This window comes from Mycobacterium sp. P2_H7, from assembly GCF_056403275.1.
The window spans coordinates 83323-108349 of the sequence record NZ_JBFUFU010000009.1; the positions used below are offsets into that span (position 1 = coordinate 83323).

The following is a 25027-nucleotide window of genomic DNA, read 5'->3' on the forward strand; positions in this document are numbered from 1 at the left end:
TCGATGCCGGGCACGTCCCCCAGCATTCTCGCCCCGCCGAGCGGGCCCTCCCGAAAGTAGAAGACATCATGGCTGAGCCGAACACCATCGCCCGAGCTGCCGCCGTCGGATCGGGATACATGGGCGGCGGGATCGCCCAGGTCCTCGCGATGGCCGGCCACCCAGTCGCCCTGGCCGACGTCGACGCGGTGACCGCCACGAAGGCACGCGAGCGCCTAATCGCCGAAGCGGCCCGCTACGAGTCCGAGAGTCTGTTCCCGTCCGGCGCAGCCGACAGGATCGAGCGAAATCTGGTTGCCGCGGTCTCGATCGAGGATGCGGTCGCCGACGCCGACTACATCACCGAAGCGGTCCCGGAGATCATCGACGTCAAACTGGACACGCTGCGGCGGGTGTCGAAGGCAGCCCGGCCCGACGCGATCATCGGCACCAACACCTCAGCGATACCCATCGACGAACTGGCTAAAGAAGTACACGAACCGTCGCGGTTCCTGGGTGTGCACTGGATGAACCCGGCACCGTTCATTCCTGGAGTGGAGCTGATCCCGAGCACCCACACCTTGCCCGCGACCGTCGACACCACCGAAACGCTGATCCGCTCACTGGGCAAGATCACCGCCCGCGTGGCCGATACGCCGGGCTTCGTCGCCAACCGCCTGCAGTTCGCGCTCTATAAGGAGGCGTTGGCGATCGTTGAAGAAGGGACCGCCACACCCGAACAGGTCGACGCCGTGGTCAGCAACACCTTCGGCTTTCGGCTGGCCCTGTTCGGCCCGTTCGCCATCGGTGACATGGCTGGATTGGACGTCTATCAAGGCGCTTATCAGACTCTTGAGCAGGCCTACGGAGAACGATTCGCCGTGCCGACACTCCTGGCTTCACTGGTGGAGCAGGGCCGTCTCGGCATCAAGTCAGGTCGCGGACTTCTCGACATCGCCGAGGCCGACACTCCCGCACTGGTGGCCTACCGCAACAGGGCCTATGCGACGCTGTCCGCGTTGCGCTCAGACCTCGGTCCCGCGCCTGGACTGTAGACCGATTCCACGTGCCTCTCACACGCAATCCCTTATGCGGCGGGCACGCTCGCCCGAGCGTTCAGGTCAGCAGCCAGGCTGCTGGGCCTTCGGGACCGGAGCCTTGGGCTTGACAGCACATTCAGGTGTCTGAGAAGAAGCGACGACACCGGCTGAGACGTTTGCAGAAGGCGAGGTCGCTCGGGTGACCACCACCGGCGGCACACCGCTGGTCGGACATGGCGACCGGCCACGGTAGCGACCATTACACCGGTCCGTGTTCACCGCACCATCGCGTAGGCACGGAACCCCGGTCGCTAGTCGACAGCACCGTTGAAATCTAGGCCAGTCGAAATCTAGGCCAGTCGTCTAACAGGTGCGCGGTGGCCGCCAAGAACAGCTCCGGACCAGATCCGTCACCGCCGCGACACCACGATGACACGCTGTCGGCGCACCGACGAGAGAGCCAGCTACCTACCGACCCGACCGCCACGTTCGCGAGGACCCATCTGGGACGCCGCGGTTCGGCGGCCCGCGGTTGTGCATTTTCGGGTCGACCCCATACACGTGCGGATGCCCGCACGGCGGGCGTGCGGGCATCCATTGGGCTCGAAATTTCGGTGGTCAGCTGTTCTGGACGCAGCCGGGCAGCCCGGTGGGGATTTGGCCGGCGTCGACGTTGCCGGGTGCCCAGCCGGGGGCGCAGTCGCTGCGGGTGTAGCTGCGTCGTGAGTCGGGCTGTTGGAACCGGTTCAGGTCGGGCAGCGGCTGCAGTGGGCTGATCGGGGCGACGGATGTCGCTGCGGTGTAGGAACTCTCGGGGAACAGTGACTTCTGGAAGATCTCGGTGACGAACGAGTCGTCGGCGTCGGCGAAGAAGTTGCAGTTGTCGACGAATTCGCTGCCTGGGCAGACTTTTGCGGTCGCCGTGGTGACCCAGGGCAGTGGCATCTCGATGTTCTTGGGCACCGCGTCGGGGCCCTTGGCCAGAATTTCCAGCCCGATCTTCATCGCTACCGCCCCCTGGGCAGGTGGGGAACCCGAGGACACCCCCGGCCAGCCCTGCGACAACATCTTGCGCAGGTAGTTGCTGTTCTCACCGGTGACCGGAACGCGTTTGCCGGCGGCTTGGAGTGCCTTGACCACTCCGTCCTCGCCGGCCTCTGACCAGATCCCGTCGACGTCGGGGTGGGCCGCAAGGGCTTTCGACGTTTCTTGCTGGCTGACCGAGGAGTCCCAGTTGCCGTAGTACTCACTGATGACGGTGATGCCCGGGTAGCGGTCGAACACGGCTTTGGCGGTGTCGTAGTGCACGGTGTCGGTCGAGGTGCCCGCCACGCCGCGGTTCATCATGACTTTGCCCTTGCCGCCCATGAGGTCGACGAGGGCTTGGGCCGTCTGGGCGCCGAAGAATGCCTTCTTCGGCTCGCCGTCGCGTGCTCCGGTGATGTATGACAGGTTCCAGGCGCAGGGTGCCTCCACGGTCCCGTCATAGGCGATGAACACGACGCCTGCTTCGCAGCCCTGTTTGATCACCGGGTTGAGCGCGGTCGGTGAGATGGGGTACAGGACGATGAGTTTCGCGCCCGCGGCGATCATCGACTGCAGGTCGGAAATCTGTTTCATGACGTCGGAGCCGGATATCACCTTGCGCACGTCATACTTTGCCAGCACTTCGGGTGATTCGGCGACCGACATCGCCAGGTTGGCGCCTTCGTCTTGCCAGTTGTTTCCGCTGTAGCTCAGGTCGAGATAGATCTTCTCCTTCCCCGATTCGGAGCCCAGCGCCGAACATGCGGTCAGCGATCCGCATGCGGTGGCGGTGAGCAGCGCGGCTGCCAGGAGTCGGGTGAGGGTGCGGGAAATCATGGTTCCTCCAGATTCGGGCAGGGAAGTGAGGGGTTCGGAGGGTTAGGCGCGTCGGGAGCCGAGCAGGTTCAGCAGTAGGGCGATGACGATGACCAAGCCGTAGAGGATCTGTTTGAGCCCCTCCGACCAGCCGATGGCGCTGATGTCGATGCTGACGATGGTCAGCAGCACAGCGGCTCCGATGGTGCCGCCGAAGCGTCCCGCACCGCCGGCGATCGACGATCCACCGATAACGACGGCAGCGATGCTGGGCAGCAGCCAGGTGGAGCCGATGTTGAGGTCCGATCCGGATCCGTAGCCCATCAGCAGAACACCGGCGGTCGCATAGAACAGCGATGCGACCCAGTAGACGAGGACCTGGGTGGTGGCGACGTTCACTCCCGAGATGCGTGCTGCGACGGTGCTATTGCCTACCGCGTAGGTACGCCGGCCGAGGCGGGTGCGGTACTGGACCCACATGCCCAGCACGGCGGCGACGATGAACAGATACGCCGCGGGGCGTAGTCCGAGGATGTCGCCCTCACTGAACAGGGAGATCAGGAAGCCGGGCGCGGTCTGGCCCGGCGAGCCGGCGCTGAAGCCGAGCAGCAGGGCCGCGGCGATGGTGGACACCGCCAGCGTGACGATGAACGGCGGGAACGTGGTGCGGGAGACGATGAGGCCGCTGACCAGACCGCACACCGAGGCGATGCCGACCGCCGCGATCGCGGCAAGCCCGGCGGGGAGGCCTTCGCCGGTGAGGTACCCGGTGAAGAACGCGGCGATGGCGATCGTGGAGGGCACCGATAGGTCGATGCCGCCGCTGAGGATGACCAGTCCCTGCCCGAAGGAGACCAGGACCAGGAACGTCGCCAGAATCAGGGTGTTGGTGACCAGTGCCCAGGACGGAAAGTTGCTGCTGAACAATCGTGACAGCGGGATCAGGGCGAGGACCAGCAGCCAGACGATCATCGGCTGAGTCAGGGCGAGACGCACCCGGGAGAGCCGACCGCTCGGCGCCGCCGAGGGTGCGGTGCCCGCGGAATCGGGGAGCGCACCGTCGCGATTGATCTGAGTGGTCATGACGCGGTCTCCTTCGTGGAGTTGGCCAGTTGCGGGGCGGGCGCGGAAGCCACGGACGGCTCGCTGGGGGTTGCGGGCGGCGCCCCTGGCTGAGACGAGCGGGACTTCGGCCGCCGGGCGAGCGCATACGCGGTGGCGGGAATGCACAGCGCGATGATGACGACGAGGCCTTGGACTGCGCCGACCCAGAAGTCAGCGACCCCGGCGGCGAAGAGCAGTTTGGGGATGACAGTGAGGATCGCGGCGCCGAACATGGCCGCGATGACGCTGCCGCGTCCGCCGGTGAAGCTGACCAGTCCCAGTGCTGCGGCGGCGAATGCGGTGAGCAGGAACGACGTTCCCGAGGCCGGTGACCCGGTTCCGGTGATGGCCGAGAAGTACAGTCCTGCACCGGCATAGAGCACACCGGCGAGCGCGTAGTTGGTCATCTGGACCCGTGCCACGGGAATGCCCGAGAGCCGCGATGAGGCGATGTCGCCGCCGACGGCGAACGTGGCCATCCCCGTGCGGCTGCGTGAGTAGAGCAGCCAGATCAGTGCGACCGCGAGCAATACGGCGCCAGCGACCGGGAAGAAGCTCACTGTGGCGGTGAGGGTGTCGGTGAACTGGGCGGGCACGGTGCCCCCTGGTGCGGGCAAGATCATCAGAGCGGCGCCGGCGAGGATGATGTTGCTGCCCAGGGTCACTCCGAGGGCGGGGAGCCCGAGGATGGCGACGAAGAAGCCGTTGATCAACCCGATCGCTGCGCCGAGCAGGAGGACCAGAATGGCGATGAGCCAGACGCTGCCGCCCCGTCCCTCCATCGTGGTCGCGGCGATGACATTGGTCAGGCTAATGGTGCCCGCCACCGAGAGGTCGAAGCCGCCGACGATGAGCACCAGCGTGGTGCCGGCCGCGGCGAGCGCCAGGGGCGCAGTCAAGGTGATGAAACTCGACACCAGTACCTGTGTCCCGGCGATAGGTGAGGCGCCGATCATCAAGGCGTAAAGGATGAGGAAGACGACGGCGGAGACCGCGACGCCCGTCGCTCCACGGGAGAACCGGATGTTGGTCAGTGCCGTAGTCATCGTGCTGGACTCCGCTCCACGCCAAGAGCTCCGCTCATAAGCGCATTTTCTGTGAGGGTTTCGGCGGTGAACTCGCCGGTGATGGCGCCGCCGTACATGGTGTAGACGCGGTCGCACACGCCGACCAGTTCGGGAATTTCGGTTGAGTAGATGAGGACGGCTCCGCCGTCCTCGACGTATTGCCGGATCATCAGGTAGATCTCGACTTTGGTGGCAGCGTCTACTCCACGGGTGGGGTCGAACAGCAACAGACACTTGGGGTTCGACAGGATCGCCCGCCCGAATACTGCCTTTTGTTGGTTGCCGCCGGACAACTGCGCGACGCCTCGGTCTAGAAGTATCTTCGGCAGGTTGACCTGGGCGGCCGCGTCCTGAGCGATCCGGTTCTCCTTCTTGTGGGAGACGTAGCCGATCTGGGAGAACGAATTGAGCTCAGATATCGTCAGGTTGAACTTCGTCGACATCGACAGGAACAGGCCCTCGGTCTTGCGGTCCTCGGGTACCAGTGAGAAGTTCGGCCCCACCGTCCGTGCTCGGCCTTTGGTGTCATGCACGGTGACCGTCCCGCTGGTGGGGTGCAGGTCACCGGCGAGTGAGTAGAACAGGTCGCGCTGGCCTTGCCCTTCCAGGGCGGCGACCCCGACGACCTCACCGGCCCCGATCTGAAGGGACACTTCGGCCGACCGGGTGGTCGTGGACAGCTTGTCAATCGTGACCCGCGGCTGGGGTGCAATCTGAGCCTTGGGGGGGAACACGTGGTCGATGGAGCGCCCGATCATCAACTCGACCAGGTCGGGCTCCGAGGCGACCTTGGGGTCGAAGTTGTCGATGACACGTCCGTTGCGCAGGACGGTGCCATGGGTGCACAGTTCACTGATCTCGGGCAGCTTGTGTGAGATGTAGATGATCGACGTGCCTTGTGCCGCAAGTTCTTTGAGATTACCGAACAGCCATGACACGTCGGGCAGCGAGGCCGTGGGCTCGTCGAGGATGAGGACCCTCGGTGCGCGCGACATCGCGGCGATCAGCTCGACGTGTTGGCGGTCCGCAAGGCTGAGGGTCTGGATCTCACCTGCCGGATCGATGGTGTCTACTCCCCAGTCGGCGAGCACGCTGCCGGCTTGGGCATACAGTGCGCGGCGGGAGACGAACCCGAACCGGGTGGGGATGCGCGGCAGGAGTAGCTTTTCGGCGACGGTGATGTTTGGGGGTGCGCTGAGCTCCTGGTAGGCCATCGCCAGGCCGGCGTGGCGCGCCGCGATCGGATTACCCGTAGCAATCGGGGTGCCTCCGATGGACACCGACCCTGCGTCCGGGATGATGACTCCGGCAAGCACTTTCATCAGAGTGGACTTTCCGGCGCCGTTCTCGCCGAGGAGGCCGTGGATGTCGCCGCGTCCGATGCTCAAGCTGACGTCGTTGAGTGCTTGGGTGGCCCCGAACCGTTTGCTGACTCCGGTGATCTGAACGAAACCGTCGTGGTCAGTGGACACAAGACACCTCGCCCGCTGCGAGATTGATCTCGGTGACGGCCAGACCCTCTTTGGTGATCCGGGTGGGGAAGATCGTGCCGAGGCGGTCCTCGTGGATGGGGATGATCCTGGTGTGATCCTCATCGACGAGCTGCATCATGTGGTGGGTGGCGTTGAGCAGGTTCATCTGGCTGCCTGAGGCCAGCCCGATCGGCACGTAGCATCCGTCGTCGTCGATGCCGGTGACGTTTTCGAAGACGTAGCGCAGGTCACCCGCGAGAACCCATGTCCCTGGACCGGATTCGTTGCGGACGGTGACGAACTGCGATCCGAAGGTGTGGGAGTCGAACGCCGCCCACACATCGATGCCGGGCAGCAGATCCTGCACGTCGCCGGTGAGGAGCTTGAGCCGGCCCTCTTGCGCGAGTCCGGCGGCCCGCACGATGTCGTCCGGGTTGAGGGCGCGCTTGATCCAGCTGAACTGCTTGGGAAGGGTCAGCGTCCACAACCACTTGCTGAACTCTTCTTCCTGAATGTGGAAGACCGCGTTGGGAAAGTCATCGACGTTGCCGAAATGGTCGAAATGGGCGTGCGTGACGACGACGTCGCGGATGTCCTCGGGATCGACCCCCACCTCTGAGAGGACCGTTCGCGGGTCCTTCCAGTCGATGACACCGAAGCGGTCGGCCATCACCTTGCCGTACTGGCTGTAGTTGTAGCCCACGTCGATCATCACGGTGCGCTCGGAGTTCTTCAGCACCACGTAGCCGTAGGGAAGGTTGACCGTTCCCATGTTGTGCTCGCCGTAGAGCAACCCGGACACCGGATACTCCGGTGCGTGGGCGTATTCGAGTACCCAGATTGAATAGTCGCTGGCGCTCATCGATTCCTCCGTTGGGCGATTTCGGTGACATCCGCTGCGCAGCACGATGCGAGGATGTCGGTGAATGTCTCTGAATCCCTGCGCGCGAGACGCAGTTGCTGATGGGCGGCCGTGATGGCCTGCATCGCGAAAGCGGCAGATACCTGCCCGCCCTGGCGAGCGCGGAACGGCGCGAACCGTTCCAACGTCTGTTGCGTACGGGCCAGCTGTAGATGCAGCCGCCCCAGCTCGCCCGTGTCGTGCGCTTCGGGATGCTCACGCAAGCCAGCGAGACGATCGCCCAGCGCGCCGACCCATTCCCGCACACGCTCAGCAGTGGACTCCAGCGCATCGAGGTCCGGCGCACGCGAGGATTGGACCAGCAGGAACAGCGCGCTTTGGGCCTGCATGATCTCCCCGGCCGAGGCGAGGATCTGCTCTCGGTCGAGAACGTGGTCAGCGCTGCGCGGCGGTGATCCGCAGACAGTCGAAGGGCGAGCGAGCACCGGGGATTCCTTTCCCTATTGACCCCTGAAGGGGATGGCAGTCACATCACCTCAAAAGAGTGGTCTAGATCACGACTGTATACGTATGCATGTGTATTGCCAAGAGTCGTTGAAAGGAATTTCACCGCATCTCGGCACCGGCGCTCGCGGCTTCCGCCGGGGAAGCGTCGACCATGGAGACGCTCACTGATGGCAGGTGGTCACGCTCGGCCGACGTAAATCTGCGGGTAGCGGCCGCAGCCCTTCTATCCAGCCCGAAGAGCCACCAGCTTGTCCAAGGCGCGGACTCGGCAGCTCGGAGGCGCCGCTAGCTCAGCAATGTGAAGGTGAGGCCCGCGACCGCTGGGTCCGTGACGGCCGATGGGAGTGGTGCCCGACAGCCCGATGATGGAATCGTATGCACCGAAGGTGTGCGTTGCGGCTGTGTTGTATGCCAAGGCCAGCAGTCGTCGTGGGCAGACGGGGCCTGCAGTGCGGGTGCGCGGGGTCTGGCCGAGATGCGGGCGTGCCGGTAGCCCTATACGAGTTCTGATCCTGCGACGGGCAGCGAGACTCTTGCCGTGGATCCTCTGACCACAACGTGCGACCGGAAAGTAAGGGTCTTGTACGGCGCTTTCGGCTCGGCAATCCGGTCCAGCAGTGCCTCGGCACCTGCCTCTGCCATCCTTCTGGTCGGCTGATGGACTGTCGTCAAGTCGAAGGCCGGCCAGGCAGACATCGCGATGTCGTCGTACCCGACGACCCACAGATCATCAGGTACGGCGACCCCGCCTGCGCGTGCTGCGTCGAGCGCCCCAAATGCGATCAGGTCGTTGCTGCAGAAGATCGCGGTGGGGCGGTCTGGCGATGACAGCAGCTGCAAGGTTGCGGTGTACCCGTAGTCGTGGCTGAACGGCCCCTGAAGTGACCAGTCATCTCGCAGGGGCTCGCCCACGTCGGTGAGATGACGCGAGAAGCCCAGACGTCGATCACGGGCAGTGCTCGCTGACGACGGGCCGCCGATGAACGCAATCCGGGTGTGGCCGTTGGCGAGGAAGTATTCCGCAACGGCCGCGCCCCCAGCCGTGTTGTCACTGGAAACCTGATCGCAGTCAAGCGTGTCCACGATGCGGTTGATCAGCACGACAGGGCTGTGCTTCGTCAAAGCTGCCCGCAGCGGCGCAGAGGCATCGGTCACCGTGGTGAAGATGATGCCGTCGACGGAACCACCGTTGATGGCTTCAAGAGCCGCGTCGTTGCCCGGGCCATCAGAGTTCCACAACGTCACCTTCTGGCCGGCCGCGTCGAGGTGGTCGGTCAGCGCATCCAGAATTTCCGGGTAAAAGGGGTTGGTCAGGTCGGCGACTACCACGCCGATCGTGTCAACACGGCCGGTCTTCATCGCCCGAGCGCCCAGATTCGGCACGTAGCCAACACTTTTCGCGGCTTGCAGAATCTTCTCGCGGGTCGCCGCACTGACGTTGCCGTTGCTCAGCGCCCGCGAAACGGTGGCTTGGGATACGCCGGCAAGCCGCGCGACGTCTCGGCTGGTAGACATACGTATTCAGTCTCCGATCCTAGAGGGTCATCGCGGCTAGCCTCGGCTAGGATCCCTGAATTATCGCACTATTTGTAGGAGTCCCGGGCGCAAGGCTCGAATCCTCTGAACGCGCACATGCAAAGGTCCCGTACTCTCCCCGCTGAGTATGGGTATACGTATGCCGTCGATCCCGTCGGGCCGCAACCATCAATCGGCGGGCGGACCGCAACTCTCGGATCAGCTACGACCAGTTGCAGAGCCTAGAGGTGCTCATCTGCTTCTGCCGATTGTGACTCTGGTGGGTCTGATGGCGGCCAGTGGCCACCCCGGGAACGTGCTGATCGGCATCGGTGCGACGAAGTACACCCCTCTGGGCGCAACGACCTTCCTTCAGCCCGGCGACCAGGCGATCGTCCGGGTATACGACACGGATTCCCAGGCGGCATCCGAACTGCGACAGACGGTTTCGTGAGAGGCCCACTGTCCCAGCGTCTCCGCACTTTCGGGCTCATGCGGGCCAAGGGGTGCATGCGGCAATGATGTCGATACAGGCATTCATCCACCGTCGAACGGTGTCGCAAAGCCGCGAACGTGCGGGACGGGCCCGGGCAGGTCCTATTCCAGCAACTTGTATTGGCCTAGCACGTCGCATGCGACCAGTGCGAGACGGCGTCTAGCGCTATCGCCACCCGCTGTGAACCTGCATATCCGCACGAGCAGCGTCACATACCTGGTGTTGCCAGAAAGTGCGCGGCACCCTACTGGACTCGACGCAAACGTGAAACCTGTTGCCAATCAGTACGTTTGATCGCGGACACCCGGTCTTCGGAGATCGCGTTGGGAGTCCAAGCGTCGGGAATGGGGCTCAGCGATGCGACAGCATTCGCCGTTTCCACGAAATCCCCCACTATGGGGGAGTCCACGTCGGTACGCCAGGCGATCGTCAGCATCGTCGGAGGGATGTCGGTGACGGGGATGAACGCCAACCCTGGCCGGTCATAAAAACGTTGAGTGGAGGCCTGGGAGAAGGCCATCCCACGCTCGGCGAGAATAGCCTCGAAACATTCGTCGACGGTAGAAACCTCAGCGCCGACCTGGACTGGCGTCCCTTGGCGACTGTCCGCGGCAAGCCAAAAAGTGCGCCACGCGTCGGGCGACTTGCGCGCCACGAAAGGTTGGTCCAATACCTGCTCGACACTAATTTCGGTGAGGTCGGCCAATGGTGACGACGCCGACACGACGAGGACACGTGGTTCTACGAACAACGTCTCGATGCCCAGCCAATCCTGCACGAGCACGGGTGGACGTAGGAATGCGACGTCCACTGAACCGTCGGCCAGTCCCACGTAGGGATCGGTGAAGTCGTGAGAACGCATGTCGACCTCGATGTCGGGATGGAGGTCGTGAAAGGCGTTGAGGATCCTCGGTGTGAGCTCTGCTGCGGCGTTGGCTTGGAAGCCGACCACCAGGGGGCGGTGAGATCCGTGGCGCCTCGCATCTTGTATTTGCCAGGCCAATCGTTCAGCTTCACCGAGCAGCCGCTTGCTGCCGTCGAGCAACAGCTCCCCGACTGCAGTGAGCTCGACGTGGCGGCTGGTGCGGACGAACAGCGGCGCGTTGAGGGCGTGCTCGAGCTTTCGGATCTGGATGCTCAGAGACGGCTGCGCGATGTGCAGACGCGCGGCGGCACGACCGAAGTGCAACTCCTCGGCCACCGCGACGAAATACGTCAGAAGTCGCAGGTCCAATGAGGGGAGCACAGCTCAACGGTAGGTGAGCACGTCGTCTACCACCATTAGTTCTTGCCTATCGATCGTTTGTCGATAGGTATTGGACGCCACTGCCGGTCGCGAGTGTGATGGGGATCATGCACGGTGATTCGTTCCGAACGCTGCGTTCCACGTCGGTCTCACCCGCATGACGAGCAGAAATCCTGCCTCGGTTTCGACCTCCCTCGAAGGAACCATCATGACTGTCACAACCTCGGCAACGACTGCCGCCGAGTGGGCCGACGCGTTCGCTCACGCGAGCAACAGCGACCCGGAGATTCAGGCGCACGGCAAGTACTTCACTTGTTCGTACCTACTCGACATGACCGACCGGACCTTTGTCGTCGAGGTCAGCCGCGGCCAGGTCGTCAACGTCGCCATCGATCCCGGCCCCCTCGACGTGGCTTATGAATTCGCGCTCAGCGCGAGCGTGAACACCTGGCAGAACTTCGGAGTACCGGTACCGGCGCCGATGTATCACGGTATTTGGTCGGCGAGTTTTCAACGCGACCTGAAACTCGAAGGCGACATCCTGGTGCTGATGCAGAACCTGCGGTGCTTCACCCGCCAATTCGAACTGCTGCGTGCCGTTGGCGTACCCGTCTAATCCACCACCGTCCAACACTTCGGCGGCACCCACCAAAACAGCAAAGGACACCACGATGAGCAAGATTTCCCCCGTCATCGGGCACTACGTCGACGTCGACGTCGATGGGCTTCTGTACAAGGTCTTCTACCTCGAGAACGGAACGGGACAACCGCTGGTCTGCCAGCACACCGCGGGGTGCCACAACCACCAGTGGCGCGGCCTTCTCGAAGACGACGAGATCACCAAGGACTACCGCGTGATCGCCTACGACCTGCCCCGGCACGGCAAGTCAGACCCGCCTGAGAACACCCAGTGGTGGACCGAGGAATACCAGCTGTCGGCCGATCACTACGCAAACTTCATCGTAGCGCTCGTCGATGCGTTGGAACTGGAAAACCCGATCTTCATGGGCTCCTCCTTCGGCGGCAACATCGCGCTGCAACTGGCACTCCGCCATCCCGAACGCTTCGCCGGTGTCATACCGGTCGAAGGTGCCGACTACTCGCCAGGCTTCTACCTCGACTGGTGGCAGCACCCTCACGCCAACGCAGCCCAGGTTTGCGCCAGTGGCGTATGGGACCTGATGGCCCCGCAGTCCCCCGAGGCCGATCGCTGGAAGACCTGGTTCTACTACAGCCAAGGATCGGAGGCGTTCAAGGGTGACCTGTACTTCTACTCCGTCGACCACGATCTGCGCGACAAGCTGAGTGAGATTGACGGTGACCGATGCCCGGTCGTCATGCTCACGGGCGACTACGACTACCTCACCACCCCAGAGGACAGCGCGCGGACCGCTGGGCAGATCAAGGGCGGCGAGTTCATCGAGATGAAGGAAATCGGGCACTTCCCGATGAGCGAGAACCACGCCGTCTTCCGCACCTACCTGCTGCAGGCACTGGCAATTCTGCAGAAGAAGGCCGCGTCCGTCCTCACCGTCTGACCGCTCGACCGCATCCCCCGACTGCCGCCTGCCCGCACGGAACACCGTGCGGGCAGGTTGGTCTACTAATCCACGCACGCCGCACGCGGGTGCTGTAACGAACCCGGAGAATTCAACGTGACCCTGCCCGAAACAACGCCAACTCAGACGGCAACCCCCCTGCCCACAAACCTCTGGTTGGGTGGCCGCTTGATCCCGGCGAGTTCCGGAGCGACCTTCGACGTTCGCAACCCGGCCACCGGCGCGGTGATCGCCGAGGTCGCCGACGCAACCGCCCAGGACGCGAACCACGCACTCGACCTCGCCGTCGATGCCGGAAGGGAATGGGCAGCTACGGCCCCGCGGGTGCGAAGCGAACTCTTGCGTGCAGCCTTCGATCTCATCGTCTCGCGCGCCCAGGAATTCGCCGATCTCATCACCGCCGAGATGGGAAAGCCGCAAGGCGAGAGCATGGCCGAGGTCGCCTACGGCGCCGAGTTCCTGCGCTGGTTCGGAGAGGAAGCGGTGCGCATCAATGGCCGAAACCAGCTAGCGCCCAACGGTACCGGCCATATCGCCACCGTCAAGATGCCCGTCGGCCCCGTTCTGGCCCTGACACCATGGAACTTCCCCCTGGCCATGGGAACCCGCAAGATCGCGCCCGCGCTCGCCGCTGGTTGCACGATCATCGTGAAACCAGCCGACGAAACCCCTTTGACCATGCTGATGCTGGGTCAGGTCTTCGCCGACGCCGGGCTACCGCCGGGCGTGCTGTCCATCCTGCCCACCACCGATCCGGCGGCCCTGGTCTCCCCGCTGCTCAACGACCCCCGCCTACGCAAGCTCACTTTCACCGGCTCCACGAGCGTGGGCAAGCACCTTCTACGGCAATCCGCCGATAACGTTCTCCGGACGTCGATGGAGCTCGGCGGCAACGCTCCGTTCCTGGTGTTCGACGACGCCGACATCGACGCCGCGGTATCGGGAGCGCTGGCGGCCAAGATGCGCAATGGTGGGCAAGCCTGCACCGCTGCCAACCGGTTCCACATCGCGAACACCGTCATCGACGAATTCACCGATAAGTTCGTCGATGCGGTAGAAGCCCTCGTCGTGGGCCGCGGTGACGATCCAAAAACCGACATCGGACCGCTGATCACCGAGAGCCAGCGACAGAACGTGCACGGCCTGGTTAATGATGCCGTTAAGCACGGAGCACGAGCCAGAATCGGTGGACGTCCACTCAATGGTCTCGGGTTCTTCTACGCACCAACGGTTCTCGATCGTGTACCCGTCCAAGCGCGCGTACTCACCGAAGAGATCTTCGGCCCAGTAGCGGCGATCACCGGATTCGACACAGAAGAGGAAGCAATCACCGCAGCGAACCGCTCGGAGTACGGATTGGCGTCGTACCTGTACACCAATGACGTGAACAGAGCTGCCCGCGTGAGTGGTGCGATGCAGTCGGCAATGGTGGGAATCAACCGCGGCGTCATCTCGGATGCGGCCGCCCCTTTCGGGGGTGTCAAACATTCTGGGTTCGGCCGCGAGGGCGGCATCGAAGGAATCGCCGACTACCTGGAAACCAAGTACGTCGCGACCTGAGCGTCCTCCCAGAGTCGTCAAAAATTGTGCACCATTGGGGATCAGACGCGTCTGCCCGAGCATTCCGGCACCAACGTGAAATCATCAAGCGAGCCGAACCAACGCTACACTCCCTCGCGTCGTTGGCGTTAGGTATTGACGATGGGGCGGACACTAGTAAACACCGCAACACCGACGGACGAGATGAGTTAGCCGCGTAGCGAATACGTCGGTCGGGCAACGATCTTAGAGTATCTGAGGGGACGGTCGTTGAGTTCGTCCTCAGCGACCACCTCCGTGAAGTGTTGCGACGACGACTGGAACCCAAGCCGATGAGGGCAAGCTCTACCTTTGCGCCATCAGAGACGTGTACTCCAACCGGATTGTGGGCTACTCGATCGACTCGCGGATGACGTCCTCGCTCGCTGTCGCGGCCCTGGATCACGCCGTGCGCTGCGCTCACCGGTCGCGACGATCGTTCACTCGGACAGGGGTAGTCAGTTTCGGTCCCGAAGGTTCGTTCATGCGCTGTTGCACAACGGTTTGCGTGGATCGATGGGCCGCGTCGGTGCGTGCGGGGACAATGCCGCGATGGAGTCGTGCTTCGCCCTGTTGCAACGCAATGTGCTCGACCGGCGACGCTGGTCCACCCGAGCCGAACTACGCCTGGCAATAGTGGCTTGGATCGAGCGGACTTACCACCGACGCCGCCGGCAACGCGCACTCGGGAGGCTCACCCCGGTAGAGTTCGAACTGCTCCACACACCAGTCGCAACCGCGGCCTGAAATTCACACCCCGCGAGTCAACTGAACTCGGGGCAGTCCCAGCGCGAACTCGGTGTGCCGCTGAGTGCCTGGACGGGCGAGAGCATGTTCGACTCACAGCACCTACACACATCTATGCCTTGTTCGCTGAGCAGGCAGCATCGAATCTCTTCTCAGGAACGATCGCGTGTCAGACGGTCTAGAGTCTGATGTCGTGACCGATCCGACTCGTTCCGACACCAGCAGGGAATTCGATGTCGTCGTCTTCGGAGCCACCGGCTTCGTAGGCATCCTCACCGCCGACTACCTGGCCCGCCACGCCCCCGCCGGCACCCGCATCGCCCTGGCCGGTCGCAGCCAGGACAAGCTCACCAAGGCCCGCAAGACCCTTCCCGCCTCCGCGCAGGACTGGCCTCTGATCATCGCCGATGCCGATTCCGCGTCGTCGCTCGACGCGATGGCCGCCCGCACTCGCGTCGTCTGCACCACCGTCGGCCCCTACATGCGGTACGGCGAGCTAGTGCTGGCCGCCGCGGTCAACGCCGGCTCCGACTACGTCGACCTCACCGGCGAGATCCCCTTCGTACGCCTGGCGATCGACAAGTTCGGCGAGCAGGCCGAATCGAACGGGGCGCGCATCGTCCACTCGTGCGGATTCGACTCGGTGCCATCCGACATCGGCGTCTACCTTCTGCACAAGGCGGTCAGCGAGGCCGGCGAGGGCGAGCTCACCGACACCACATACGTGCTCACCTCGTTCAGGGGCGGCTTCTCCGGCGGCACCATCGACTCGATGCGCGTGATCGCCACCGAGGGCCGCAACCCCGAAACTCGTCGTACCCTTCTCGACCCGCACGCCCTGTCGACAGGCCCGGGCGAGCACCGGCCGCGCACGGCGCTCGAGGAGCGCAGCGACACGATGATCATCAAGGGTTCGAGCATCGACCCGTCGGTCAAGGGCACGCTGGCACCGTTCGTGATGGCCCCCCACAACACGCGCATCGTGCGCCGCTCCAACGCACTGCTGAACAACGCCTACGGCGCGAAGTTCCGGTACAACGAGGCCATGGCCGTCGGCACGCTCCCGCTGGTGTCCACCGCAGTCGCCGGCCTCGTCAAGGTGGGCCTGGGCACCTTCCTCGGCCTGATGGCCCTGGCGCCGGCCCGCAAACTACTCGACCCCATCCTCCCCAAGGCCGGCGACGGCCCGAGTGAGAGGGCGCGACGGAAAGGGCACTTCACGGTCGACGTCTACACGACGACCACCACCGGCAAGCGCTTCAAATCCCGCGTGAAGGCGAAGGGCGACCCGGGCTACAAGGCGACCGCGGTCATGCTGGGCGAGAGTGCCCTTGCCCTCGCACTTAACCGTGACAAGCTCCCGAACCGCACCGGTGTACTCACCCCGGCAGCAGCCATGGGTGACGCGCTCATCGACCGGCTCCGCGGCGCCGGCGTCACCCTCGAGGCCGGTCCCCTGAACTGATCGGGGCTCAATAGGTGCCGGATCGGCTGATGACGGGGGACTCCTCCCCGCGGCGCGGGGACTCAACCGAATCCTGGTGATCGGCGAACACGCCGACACCGGTGTCCTCTCGGGCGGCGGATCGTCCTCGGTCACCCCCATCGGCAGTCTGAGCACCGACGGCGCTGCAGTCATGGGAGTGCCGATGAGCAAGGTGTATCACCCTTCGTCGCCGCTGCTGGCTATCCGCGCCGACGCACAGGCCGCGTGCGTCGACTTCCGCGACGGCAGCGACCGTGAGGCCGCCCTCGCCGCGGCGCGCGACGCCGATCTGGTAATCATCATCGCCGACGAGTGGCGCAGCGAGGGCCTAGATGCCCATGGGCTGGAACTACCTGACGATCAACCCCAGTTGATCGAAGCGGTGGCCAGCGCGAATCCGCGCCCCGTAGTCGTACTCGAATCCGGGGGTCCGGTGGACACGTCGTCGGCCGCCCACGTCCCGGCTGTCCTTGCAGAGTTCCACCCCGGCTCCGGCGGCGGCCCAGCCATCGCGGGGGTGTTGTTCGGTCGGCTACCGGTCACATTCCCTCAATCCGTAGCGCAGACTCCGAGACCGCGCCAGGTCGACCCCACAACGACCACATCGAACCCCGGTGAGGCACTCGTCGGAGAGATCTTCAAGGTGTCCTACGACATCGAAGGCAGCGACGTCGGGTACCGATGGTTCGACCGCCAGAAACTCGAACCGGCCTTTCCGCTCGGATGGGGCTTGTCTTACACCACATTCGACGTCAGCGACATTTCGGTCACCGCCAGCGGAACCGACGTGCGAGTTGACATCACCGTCACCAACACAGGTCAACGGGCCGGGGCTCACGTAGTCCAGGTGTACGTCAGCCGCAACGAAGGAGACGGCCCGGCGGACTTCGTCGCCCGGCTAGCGGCGTTCGCGCGCCTCCATCTCGAACCAGGCGAGCGTCGCTCCGTCGAAACGCATCTCGAACCCCGTCTTCTCGCGAGGTGGGACGACGCCCAAGACGCCTTCCGCATTGCTGGCGGCGACTACCTAGTGCGCATCGGCGCCCATGCGCTCGATAGAAGCGGACCTGCCGCGACCGCCGGAGTTCGACCAAATACATTGCGTTGAAAGGCTATCGATCGCGTAGGCCAGAGACCCCGGATGGCGTCACCTGACAGAACGCCGCTAAGCATAGGTCTGAGCGACCTGTACTGGTGACTTATGGGCATTCTTTCGCGAGTGGAGATATCGGTGTCCGGTGGGGGTGCCGGCCGTCACCGCCAGACCAGCATCTGCGGCCATGTCATAGCGTGCCAGTGAACCGTGCGGTAGCTAACCTACCCGTCTACCGCGTCGCGGATTGGGCTGCAATCAGGTGTGTGGCGATAGGCCCAGGGCCGGAGCAATTGTTGTCAATACAGGTACCAGTTGCTGGCTGCCGATAACTTGAATCGCAACGTGGTCGGCGCCACCGGCGATGTGCGCAATCACCTGCTGTGCAATGTGATCGACTTTGCCGTAGGCAATGAGGGCATCGACCAGTACGTCGCTGCCGGGTTTGGCCACATCGTCGTCATGGAAACCGAGTCGTTTCCAACTGTTGCGGTAGTTGGCCAAACTGAGCGAAGAGTCGAGCGCCGCGCGACCCACTGCGCGGGACTCCGCGACATCCTCGGACAGCACAACTTTCTGTTCAGGTGCCAAAAAGGCCGCCGACCCCATCACCTCGCGCGCCCGGGCGGTGTGCTCCGGGGTGGTGAGATATGGGTGCGCGCCGGCACCGCGCCGCGCCGACAGCTTGAGGATTCCGTCCCCGAGTGCGGCGAGAATGCGCCGGTCGGCGGGCACACCGTAGCGGTCCAAGTCGTCGAGATAGGCATTGAGTGCGTCGAAGGGCTTGTCCCACTGCGAAATCGCCTCGCGATGGCCTGCTCCGATACCCAGCACGAACCGTCCCGGGTGATGCTCCTCGAGGCGATGAAAGGCCGCTGCCACAGGCCCGGCCGGAGAACTCCAGATGTTGATGATGCCGGTCGCGGCTTTCAAGGTGGTGGTCTGATCGAAGATCGGATCCACCCAGGATAGGTCGTTGGGTGCGACGCTGCTGGCCCACACTGCCCCGTAGCCCAGCCGTTCGATCTCAACGGCGGCCTTCGGTGGGACCGGATTTATCGTCCACACACCGAACATCCCGAGGTCCGGCTTGCCCGCCGGATCACGCGACGCCTGCACCTGTACCGCTGAGCCTGATTCGTCCAAGTTCATGAAACATCCGTTCTGAGTGTTATTTACATTCTTTGTTCCGCGATGTGACGCCACCGCCCGTGCAGGGATGGCCACGTGGCCATTGCGGGCGGCGCATGCTCTATCGCGAAAGGTGCGACCCGACGGCTTTCGATGAGTGACCACCGAATGGCCGGTGTTGTTTCACCTCAGTGGTTCTCAATCTGTTCGTCCTGGGTGCGCGGCGGTGATCTCGTCGAGGAGGTTCTTGCGGCGGCCGGCGGCGATCACCGTATTGCCCGCTTCGTGCAGGCGCAGGGCGAGGCCGAGCCCGATGCCGGAGGTGCCGCCGGTGATCAGAATGGTGTTGCCGGTGCTTTTCATTCGTTCTCGCTCCTTGGTTGTCCGGGACCGCTGAGGTCCCACAGCATCGAGGTTGCGAACGGCACTCGCAAAGGACTAACCACGATGGCTCGAGCGGCTTGGCGCCTACCGTCAGAAACGCGAATCAACAACACTTTCTGCTGTATTCGAGATCGGCGGACGGCGTGCGCCCAGGCTGCCTTTGCGTTCGAGCATCGCTGCGAGCCGCAGGATGGTGGACTCGTCGAACCATGACGCCACGAGTTGGATGTTGATCGGCAAGTTCTCTGAGCTGATGCCGTAAGGGACCGAGAGCGCGGGAAGTCCGGTGAGGTTGAAGGGAGATGTCGCGGCCATCACATGAGTCCATGGGACGGTGACGCCGTCGACGACGAACTCTTCGGACCCGTGCGGCAGTGCTGTCACGGGGTTGACCGGACACAGGAGAATGTCGTAGTCGCTGAAGTAGCCGGTGAATGCTGATCGCAGCGTGTCCGTGGCCCTTCTGGCGTCACGGATGTTGTCCAGTGTCGGGCTTGGTACCGCCATGATCGCGGTACCGGATGCGGACAGATCTCCCACTCGTCCGGGGGTCAAAGATGTGATGTACGGGACCAATTCGCCGTAGACGAACGTCGTCAACGCTGTCGGCGCATCCGCTTCTTTGAGAAAGGGAACACCGAGTTGCTCGACATGGCACCCGAGATCGGCCAGCCGTGCCGCCGCGTCGGCAACGGCCGCGGTGATCTCGGGATCGACGGGCCCGAAGGCGTCGTCGGAGACCCAGCCCACGCGCAGGGCCCGCCCGGGGATCCGCATGGAGCCCGTATCAAAGTGCCTGGGGTGAACCGCGTATCCGTCAAGACCGTCGGGTCCGCTGAGGACGGAATAGGTCAGCGCTACGTCACCCACGGTGCGCGCCATCGGACCGACGTGCCACCAGGCCGATGTCATCGGCGCGAAGTGGCCGGTGAAGGGGATGCGACCGTGGGTGGCCTTCAACCCCGCGATCCCGGTGAACGCCGCCGGCCCCCTGACCGAGATGGCGACATCGCTGCCGATGCCCAGTGGCGACATACCGGCCGCGATGGCCGCGGAATCTCCGCCGGACGAGCCGCCGGGGGTGCGATCCAGGTTCCAGGGATTGTTGGTACGCCCGGTCACCAGGTTGTCGGTTTCGGTGGCTGAGGAGAACTCGGGGAGATTGGTTTTGGCCAGCAGAATGCCGCCGGCAGCTTTCATCCGTGCCACGGCTGTCGCGTCCCGGGACGGAATGTTGCCCGCGAAAATCCTGGAGCCGTGTTGGGTGAGGACGCCGGCGGTATCCAGGCAGTCCTTCGCGGTGAAGGGAACGCCGTGCAACGGCCCAAGCCGAGCGTCCGCGCGCACGGCAGCGTCCGCGGCGTCGGCGGCGCACAGGGCGTCATCGGCCCTCAGCGTCACGATGGCGTTGATGGATGGGTTGACCTCGGCGATGCGGTCGAGGTGAGCCTGTACGACCTCGCGGGACGACAGCTGCCGGCTCGCTATCAGTGCCGCCATCGTGGTCGCGTCCGCGTAGTGCAACGGCCCGGCATCGTGGGCGAAAGCTCCGGGAGTAGTTGGCATGAAACATCCTTTTTTTGTCGGCACGGGCATCGCGGACAGTCACCTACCTGCCACATGGTAGGGAGGTTAGTCGTCGACGCGGGTGCTGTCTACCTGCCGATTGGTAGACTGTCTGACGTGCGGAAGGAAAGGATGGTGCGTTGACTACGGTCGAGCTCAGCACGCGGGACAGGATCTTGGCCGCGGGCCGGCGCGTCGCTCAGGCGCGCGGCTATGGGGGCCTGAGTTTTCGGGATCTGGCGGCAGAGGTGGGCATCAAGGCGGCAAGTGTCTACCACTACTTTCCCAGCAAGGCCGAACTCGGCGCGGCCCTGGCGCGCAGGTACGGGGAGGACGCCGCCGAAGGCCTCGCCGCGCTCGCGTCGCAGGCCGCCGATCCGTTGAACGCGCTGTCACGCTATCCCGAGGTGTTCCGCGCTGCACTCGTCGAGGACAACCGAATGTGCATGTGCAGCTTCATGGCCGCGGAATACGACGAGCTACCAGAACTGGTGCGTGCCGAGGTGCGCACATTCGCCGACGTGAACGTCGCCTGGCTGGCAACCACACTCCAGAACGCGGGAGTCGACTCCAGCACGAGTGAATCGCGCGCCCGCGCAATCTATGCCGCGATCGCCGGCGCCCAACTCATCGCCCGCAGTCATGCTGACGTCTCGGTCTACGACTCGTTGATCAACGGCTACCGCGAGGCGGGCCTACTGCCTGCCTAGACGCTCAGGGGGCGCGCCGCGCTGATGGCGGCCAGCGGCCAGCCCGAGAAGGTGTCAATCGGTTTGGGGCGACGAAGTACACGCCGCTGGACGAAGGTGCCTTCCTGCAGCCCGGTGACCAGGCCGCGGTCTGGGTGTATGACGCGGCTTGGGAGGTCGATCCCGAGCCGCGGCATACAGTTTCCGGAGTCGTGCCGCACTCAGTTTGCCCTGGTGTCATTACTGGCTCGCAAGACTTTGCGTGAGCCATCCGGTGAGGACGTCGAACTCGAACTCAAACGCGCCGTTGGTGATGCGCTCACTTTCACGTGTCGCAATCACTTGCCGCAGTGCTGGGAGGGAGGACGCGGGCATACTCTGCATGACCCGAATCACTTCTAGGCTTTGCGGCTGTTGTCAGTCTCCTGGCTCGATGACGTCGCCCAGGCGTACTGCCCCTCAGTTAATCGTCGTTCCCAGTAGTGCTCTACCTCAGCAGCAAGTGGCCAAATCGATCAATGGCCCTGCGTTCGGCGACCCTGGAACATCGCTCACTCGTGCGGTTCGGTAACAGAGCAACATGCGGCGGCGGACATCACAGTGACGAATCGAAGAGCGCCGTTCCTGCAGCGGCACTGCTTGGATCGATCGCGGTTACGGCAGCCTATCTTGCCGCTCTCGGATATGACACGACTCCGAGACGGATTTCATATGAAATGACGTGAGACATCGGCCATCCCTGCAGGTCAGCGCCACGTCATATGACAGTGGATCTGAGAATCTACAGGCGTCGGGCGGGACCGGCCTACTTCGGCAGCCGGGCAGCGAGCAGCTGTGCCAGGTGCACACCGTGTCGGTCGGTCAGATCGTCGAGTTGGGTTCGGCAGGAATAGCCGTCGGCGAGTATGGCGGTGTCCGGACCGGCGGCGCGAACGGCGGGCAGCAATTGTTGTTCGGCAACCGCCACCGACACCTCGTAGTGCCCCTTCTCGACACCGAAATTGCCGGCCAGGCCGCAACATCCGCCGAGTCGGGTGAGCTCGGCGCCTGCGTCCTGCAGGATCTTCGCGTCGGGGCTCCACCCCATGACGGCGTGGTGGTGACAGTGCGGCTGCGCGACCACCTGCTGCCCCCGCAGTGACGGCGGCGTCCAACCGCGGTCCGTCAGCAGTTCGGCGAGCGTGTGCGTGGCGCCGCCCACGGTGGCGGCGTCGGGAGTGTCGAGAAGCTCGGCGGCATCCGAACGCAGCACCGCGGTGCACGACGGCTCCAGGCCGACCACCGGAACATCACGTTCGGCGAACGGCCGCAGCGCTTCGATCGTGCGGCCGAGGTGACGTTTGGCCGCATCGAGCTGACCGGTGGAAATCCAGGTCAGTCCGCAGCACTGCTGCTTCGCGGTCAACCGGGGTGCGTATCCGGCGTCTTGCAGCACCCGGACGGTGGCAATGCCGACGTCGGGGGAGAAGTAGTTGGTGAATGTGTCGACGAACAGCACCACCTCATCACCGGGATGAGGGCTGGACCCGCCGTGAGTAACGTTGTCCGCGAACCACTTCCTGAAAGTCTGACGCGCGAACGGCGGGATGCTCCTGCGCCGGTCCACTCCCGCCGCAGCCAGGCCGGCAGACCCGACGAGTGGGAGTCGCGTCGCGGCGTTGATCGCACGCGGCGCCGCGCCGGCCAGCTTCGCCCAGCGGGGTAGCCAGCCTAAGGAGTAGTGCGACGCGGGCCGTAGCCGTCCCTTGAAGCTCTGATACAACACCTCGGACTTGTACGCCGCCATGTCGACGCCGGTCGGGCAATCCGACGCACATCCCTTGCAGGACAGGCACAGATCGAGCGCTTCGTGTACCTCGGGGGAGCGCCAACCGCCGCGCACATCGCTGCCGTTGATCATCTCCTGCAGGACGCGGGCACGTCCGCGCGTGGAGTCCTTTTCCTCGCGGGTGGCCTGATACGAGGGACACATCACCCCGCCGATGGACGCGTTGTCCGCGCGGCACTTGCCGACTCCGGTGCAGCGGTGCACGGCTTGGGTGAAATCACCGTCGTCGTGCTTGTAGGCCAGGGCGAGGTCGCGCCGGATCATGGGCGCCGCGGGGACGCGGAGATCGGCGTCGAGTGGCGCGGGATGCACCACGACGCCAGGATTCAGCAGGTTGGTGGGGTCGAAGGTCTGCTTTACGGCTGCCTGCAGCGCCAACGCCTCAGGCGAGTACATCAGCGGCAGGAGTTCGGATCGGGCGCGACCGTCGCCGTGCTCGCCTGACAGCGATCCGCCGTAGCCGGCGACCAGTTTGGCTGCGGCGAAAAGGAAGTCGCGAAACACCACCGAACCGCCGGGCCGGTCGAGCGGGAAATCGATACGCACGTGCATGCACCCGTCACCGAAGTGCCCGTACGGCATCCCGGTGACACCAAAGTCGGCCATCAGCGCGTCGAAGTCGCGGAGGTAATCCCCGAGGCGTTCCGGCGGTACCGCGGCGTCCTCCCATCCGGCGTGTGCCGGACGGTTGGCCACGCTGCGCGCCGACAGTCCCGCGCCGTCCTCGCGGATCCGCCACAGTGCAACGGCCCGAGCCGGATTGTCCACCACCAGGAAGTCGACCGCATCGCACGATGTTCCGAGCCGTCCCGCGCGATCCTTCGCCTGGCTCAGCGTGTCTCCGACGACTTCGACGAACACCCATGCCGCCCCGGCCGGCAAAGGGGGCACCGCGGCGTCGCCTTTGCGCGCGCGCACGACATCGACGATGCGCGAATCGATTCCCTCGCACGCCGTGGGGTTGTGCTGGAGGATCGCAGGCGTTGCGTCGCCGGCCGAGGCGATATCGGGATAGCCCAGCACCACCAGCATGCGATGTGCAGGTTCCTCGACCAGCCGTACCGTGGCCTCGGTCAGCACGGTCAGGGTGCCCTCGCTGCCCGCCATCAGTCGGGTGACGTCGAATCCGTTCTCCGGCAGCAGTGTTTCCAGCGCATAACCCGAGACTTGCCGGCCGAATCGACCGAACTGCGTGCGGATCGTCGCCAGCCCGGCGCCGACCACGCCGGCCAGGTCGTCGAGGATCGGTGAGGGCGGCAGCGTGGGGCCCAGCCGCAAGTCCTCGCCGGAGGCGGTGAGCACCCGCAGCGCCGTCACGTTGTCGGAGGTGCGGCCGTAACCCAATGCCCTTGACCCGCAGGCGTTGTTGCCGATCATCCCGCCGATCGTGCACCGGGTGTGACTCGATGGATCGGGCCCGAACCGCAATCGATGCGGCGCCACGGCCCGCTGCAGAGCTGCCTGCACCACGCCGGGTTGCACGACGGCGGTGCGACTGTCCGGGTCCACCGACAACACCGTGTTCATGTGTCGGCTGAAGTCCAAGACGACGCCGGTGCCCACGGCATTGCCCGCGATCGAGGTGCCACCGCCTCGCGCCGTGATCGGCACTCCTTCGCTGCGGCAGAACGCCAAGGTGGCAGCGACTTCGTCGGCGTGCACGGGGAGCACGACCGCCGTCGGGGTCACCCGATACAGCGACGCGTCCGACGAGTACGCCGCGCGGGATGTGGCGTCGACCCGCACGTCTTTGACGCCCGCCGCACGCAGTGCGCCCTCCAAAGACCGCGCGATCGGCGCTCCTAGCATGCTACAAACCGTAGCATGCTAGGACCT

At 64.4% G+C, this 25027-nt stretch carries 19 protein-coding genes and 2 pseudogenes; 9 read left to right on the top strand and 12 right to left on the bottom strand.

Annotated features, from left to right (window positions below; all coding sequences use genetic code 11):
• The first annotated feature begins 68 nt into the window (after positions 1 to 68).
• Entirely contained in the window at positions 69 to 1034 is a 966-nt protein-coding gene (locus tag AC1DY7_RS12665) for a 3-hydroxyacyl-CoA dehydrogenase family protein (protein WP_477494041.1), read from the top strand.
• Positions 1035 to 1637: 603 nt separating this feature from the next.
• Here AC1DY7_RS12665 and AC1DY7_RS12670 read toward each other — a convergent pair.
• The 7 genes from AC1DY7_RS12670 to AC1DY7_RS12700 form a co-directional block, all read right to left on the bottom strand.
• Positions 1638 to 2882, bottom strand: a complete 1245-nt coding sequence (locus AC1DY7_RS12670) for a sugar ABC transporter substrate-binding protein (protein WP_477494042.1) — start codon at positions 2880 to 2882, stop codon at positions 1638 to 1640.
• A gap of 42 nt (positions 2883 to 2924) precedes the next feature.
• Complete coding sequence (locus AC1DY7_RS12675; RefSeq protein WP_477494043.1) at positions 2925 to 3944, bottom strand: ABC transporter permease; 1020 nt, start codon at positions 3942 to 3944, stop codon at positions 2925 to 2927.
• The gene (locus AC1DY7_RS12680) at positions 3941 to 5011 is read right to left on the bottom strand and encodes an ABC transporter permease (protein WP_477494044.1); all 1071 of its coding nucleotides are present in this window, start codon (positions 5009 to 5011) and stop codon (positions 3941 to 3943) included. The genes AC1DY7_RS12675 and AC1DY7_RS12680 overlap by 4 nt, the downstream gene beginning before the upstream one ends.
• Positions 5008 to 6504, bottom strand: coding sequence for a sugar ABC transporter ATP-binding protein (locus tag AC1DY7_RS12685; protein WP_477494045.1), 1497 nt, complete (start codon positions 6502 to 6504; stop codon positions 5008 to 5010). The genes AC1DY7_RS12680 and AC1DY7_RS12685 overlap by 4 nt, the downstream gene beginning before the upstream one ends.
• On the bottom strand, positions 6494 to 7366 hold the full coding sequence (locus tag AC1DY7_RS12690; protein ID WP_477494046.1) for an N-acyl homoserine lactonase family protein: 873 nt from the start codon (positions 7364 to 7366) through the stop codon (positions 6494 to 6496). The genes AC1DY7_RS12685 and AC1DY7_RS12690 overlap by 11 nt, the downstream gene beginning before the upstream one ends.
• Positions 7363 to 7851, bottom strand: coding sequence for a hypothetical protein (locus AC1DY7_RS12695; RefSeq protein WP_477494047.1), 489 nt, complete (start codon positions 7849 to 7851; stop codon positions 7363 to 7365). Before AC1DY7_RS12695 ends, AC1DY7_RS12690 begins: the two co-directional genes overlap by 4 nt.
• Positions 7852 to 8368: 517 nt before the next feature.
• The gene (locus AC1DY7_RS12700) at positions 8369 to 9388 is read right to left on the bottom strand and encodes a LacI family DNA-binding transcriptional regulator (RefSeq protein WP_477494048.1); all 1020 of its coding nucleotides are present in this window, start codon (positions 9386 to 9388) and stop codon (positions 8369 to 8371) included.
• A gap of 286 nt (positions 9389 to 9674) precedes the next feature.
• On the opposite strand from AC1DY7_RS12700, the pseudogene AC1DY7_RS12705 reads away from it, so the two are divergent.
• Positions 9675 to 9842: pseudogene (locus AC1DY7_RS12705) on the top strand (DUF5718 family protein); the annotation flags it as partial.
• Positions 9843 to 10128: 286 nt separating this feature from the next.
• Here AC1DY7_RS12705 and AC1DY7_RS12710 read toward each other — a convergent pair.
• Entirely contained in the window at positions 10129 to 11130 is a 1002-nt protein-coding gene (locus AC1DY7_RS12710; protein WP_477494049.1) for a LysR family transcriptional regulator, read from the bottom strand.
• Positions 11131 to 11338: 208 nt separating this feature from the next.
• On the opposite strand from AC1DY7_RS12710, the gene AC1DY7_RS12715 reads away from it, so the two are divergent.
• From AC1DY7_RS12715 to AC1DY7_RS12740, 6 genes and pseudogenes are all read left to right on the top strand, one after another.
• A complete protein-coding gene (locus AC1DY7_RS12715) occupies positions 11339 to 11746 on the top strand; it encodes a hypothetical protein (RefSeq protein ID WP_477494050.1) in 408 nt (135 codons plus the stop codon).
• 55 nt (positions 11747 to 11801) lie between these two features.
• Positions 11802 to 12668, top strand: coding sequence for an alpha/beta fold hydrolase (locus AC1DY7_RS12720; protein ID WP_477494051.1), 867 nt, complete (start codon positions 11802 to 11804; stop codon positions 12666 to 12668).
• Between the two features lie 159 nt (positions 12669 to 12827).
• Positions 12828 to 14249 (top strand): NAD-dependent succinate-semialdehyde dehydrogenase, encoded by a 1422-nt coding sequence (locus AC1DY7_RS12725; protein ID WP_477494502.1) that lies wholly within the window; start codon positions 12828 to 12830, stop codon positions 14247 to 14249.
• A gap of 304 nt (positions 14250 to 14553) precedes the next feature.
• A pseudogene (locus AC1DY7_RS12730) lies at positions 14554 to 15014 on the top strand (DDE-type integrase/transposase/recombinase); the annotation flags it as partial.
• Positions 15015 to 15207: 193 nt separating this feature from the next.
• On the top strand, positions 15208 to 16479 hold the full coding sequence (locus AC1DY7_RS12735; RefSeq protein WP_477494052.1) for a saccharopine dehydrogenase family protein: 1272 nt from the start codon (positions 15208 to 15210) through the stop codon (positions 16477 to 16479).
• A gap of 10 nt (positions 16480 to 16489) precedes the next feature.
• Entirely contained in the window at positions 16490 to 17608 is a 1119-nt protein-coding gene (locus tag AC1DY7_RS12740; RefSeq protein WP_477494503.1) for a glycoside hydrolase family 3 protein, read from the top strand.
• 243 nt (positions 17609 to 17851) lie between these two features.
• On the opposite strand, the gene AC1DY7_RS12745 is transcribed toward AC1DY7_RS12740, so the two are convergent.
• The 3 genes from AC1DY7_RS12745 to AC1DY7_RS12755 form a co-directional block, all read right to left on the bottom strand.
• Entirely contained in the window at positions 17852 to 18745 is an 894-nt protein-coding gene (locus AC1DY7_RS12745; RefSeq protein WP_477494504.1) for an LLM class F420-dependent oxidoreductase, read from the bottom strand.
• Positions 18746 to 18922: 177 nt separating this feature from the next.
• Positions 18923 to 19087 carry an SDR family NAD(P)-dependent oxidoreductase gene (locus AC1DY7_RS12750; protein WP_477494053.1) on the bottom strand — a complete coding sequence of 55 codons (165 nt, stop codon included), beginning with the start codon at positions 19085 to 19087 and terminating at the stop codon, positions 18923 to 18925.
• A 111-nt stretch (positions 19088 to 19198) separates the two neighbouring features.
• Complete coding sequence (locus tag AC1DY7_RS12755; RefSeq protein ID WP_477494054.1) at positions 19199 to 20674, bottom strand: amidase; 1476 nt, start codon at positions 20672 to 20674, stop codon at positions 19199 to 19201.
• Positions 20675 to 20814: 140 nt separating this feature from the next.
• Between AC1DY7_RS12755 and AC1DY7_RS12760 the strand changes: the two genes are divergently transcribed.
• Positions 20815 to 21384, top strand: a complete 570-nt coding sequence (locus tag AC1DY7_RS12760) for a TetR/AcrR family transcriptional regulator (RefSeq protein WP_477494055.1) — start codon at positions 20815 to 20817, stop codon at positions 21382 to 21384.
• A 784-nt stretch (positions 21385 to 22168) separates the two neighbouring features.
• Here the strand turns inward: AC1DY7_RS12760 and AC1DY7_RS12765 are convergent.
• The gene (locus AC1DY7_RS12765; protein ID WP_477494056.1) at positions 22169 to 25000 is read right to left on the bottom strand and encodes an FAD-binding and (Fe-S)-binding domain-containing protein; all 2832 of its coding nucleotides are present in this window, start codon (positions 24998 to 25000) and stop codon (positions 22169 to 22171) included.
• Positions 25001 to 25027: the final 27 nt, after the last annotated feature.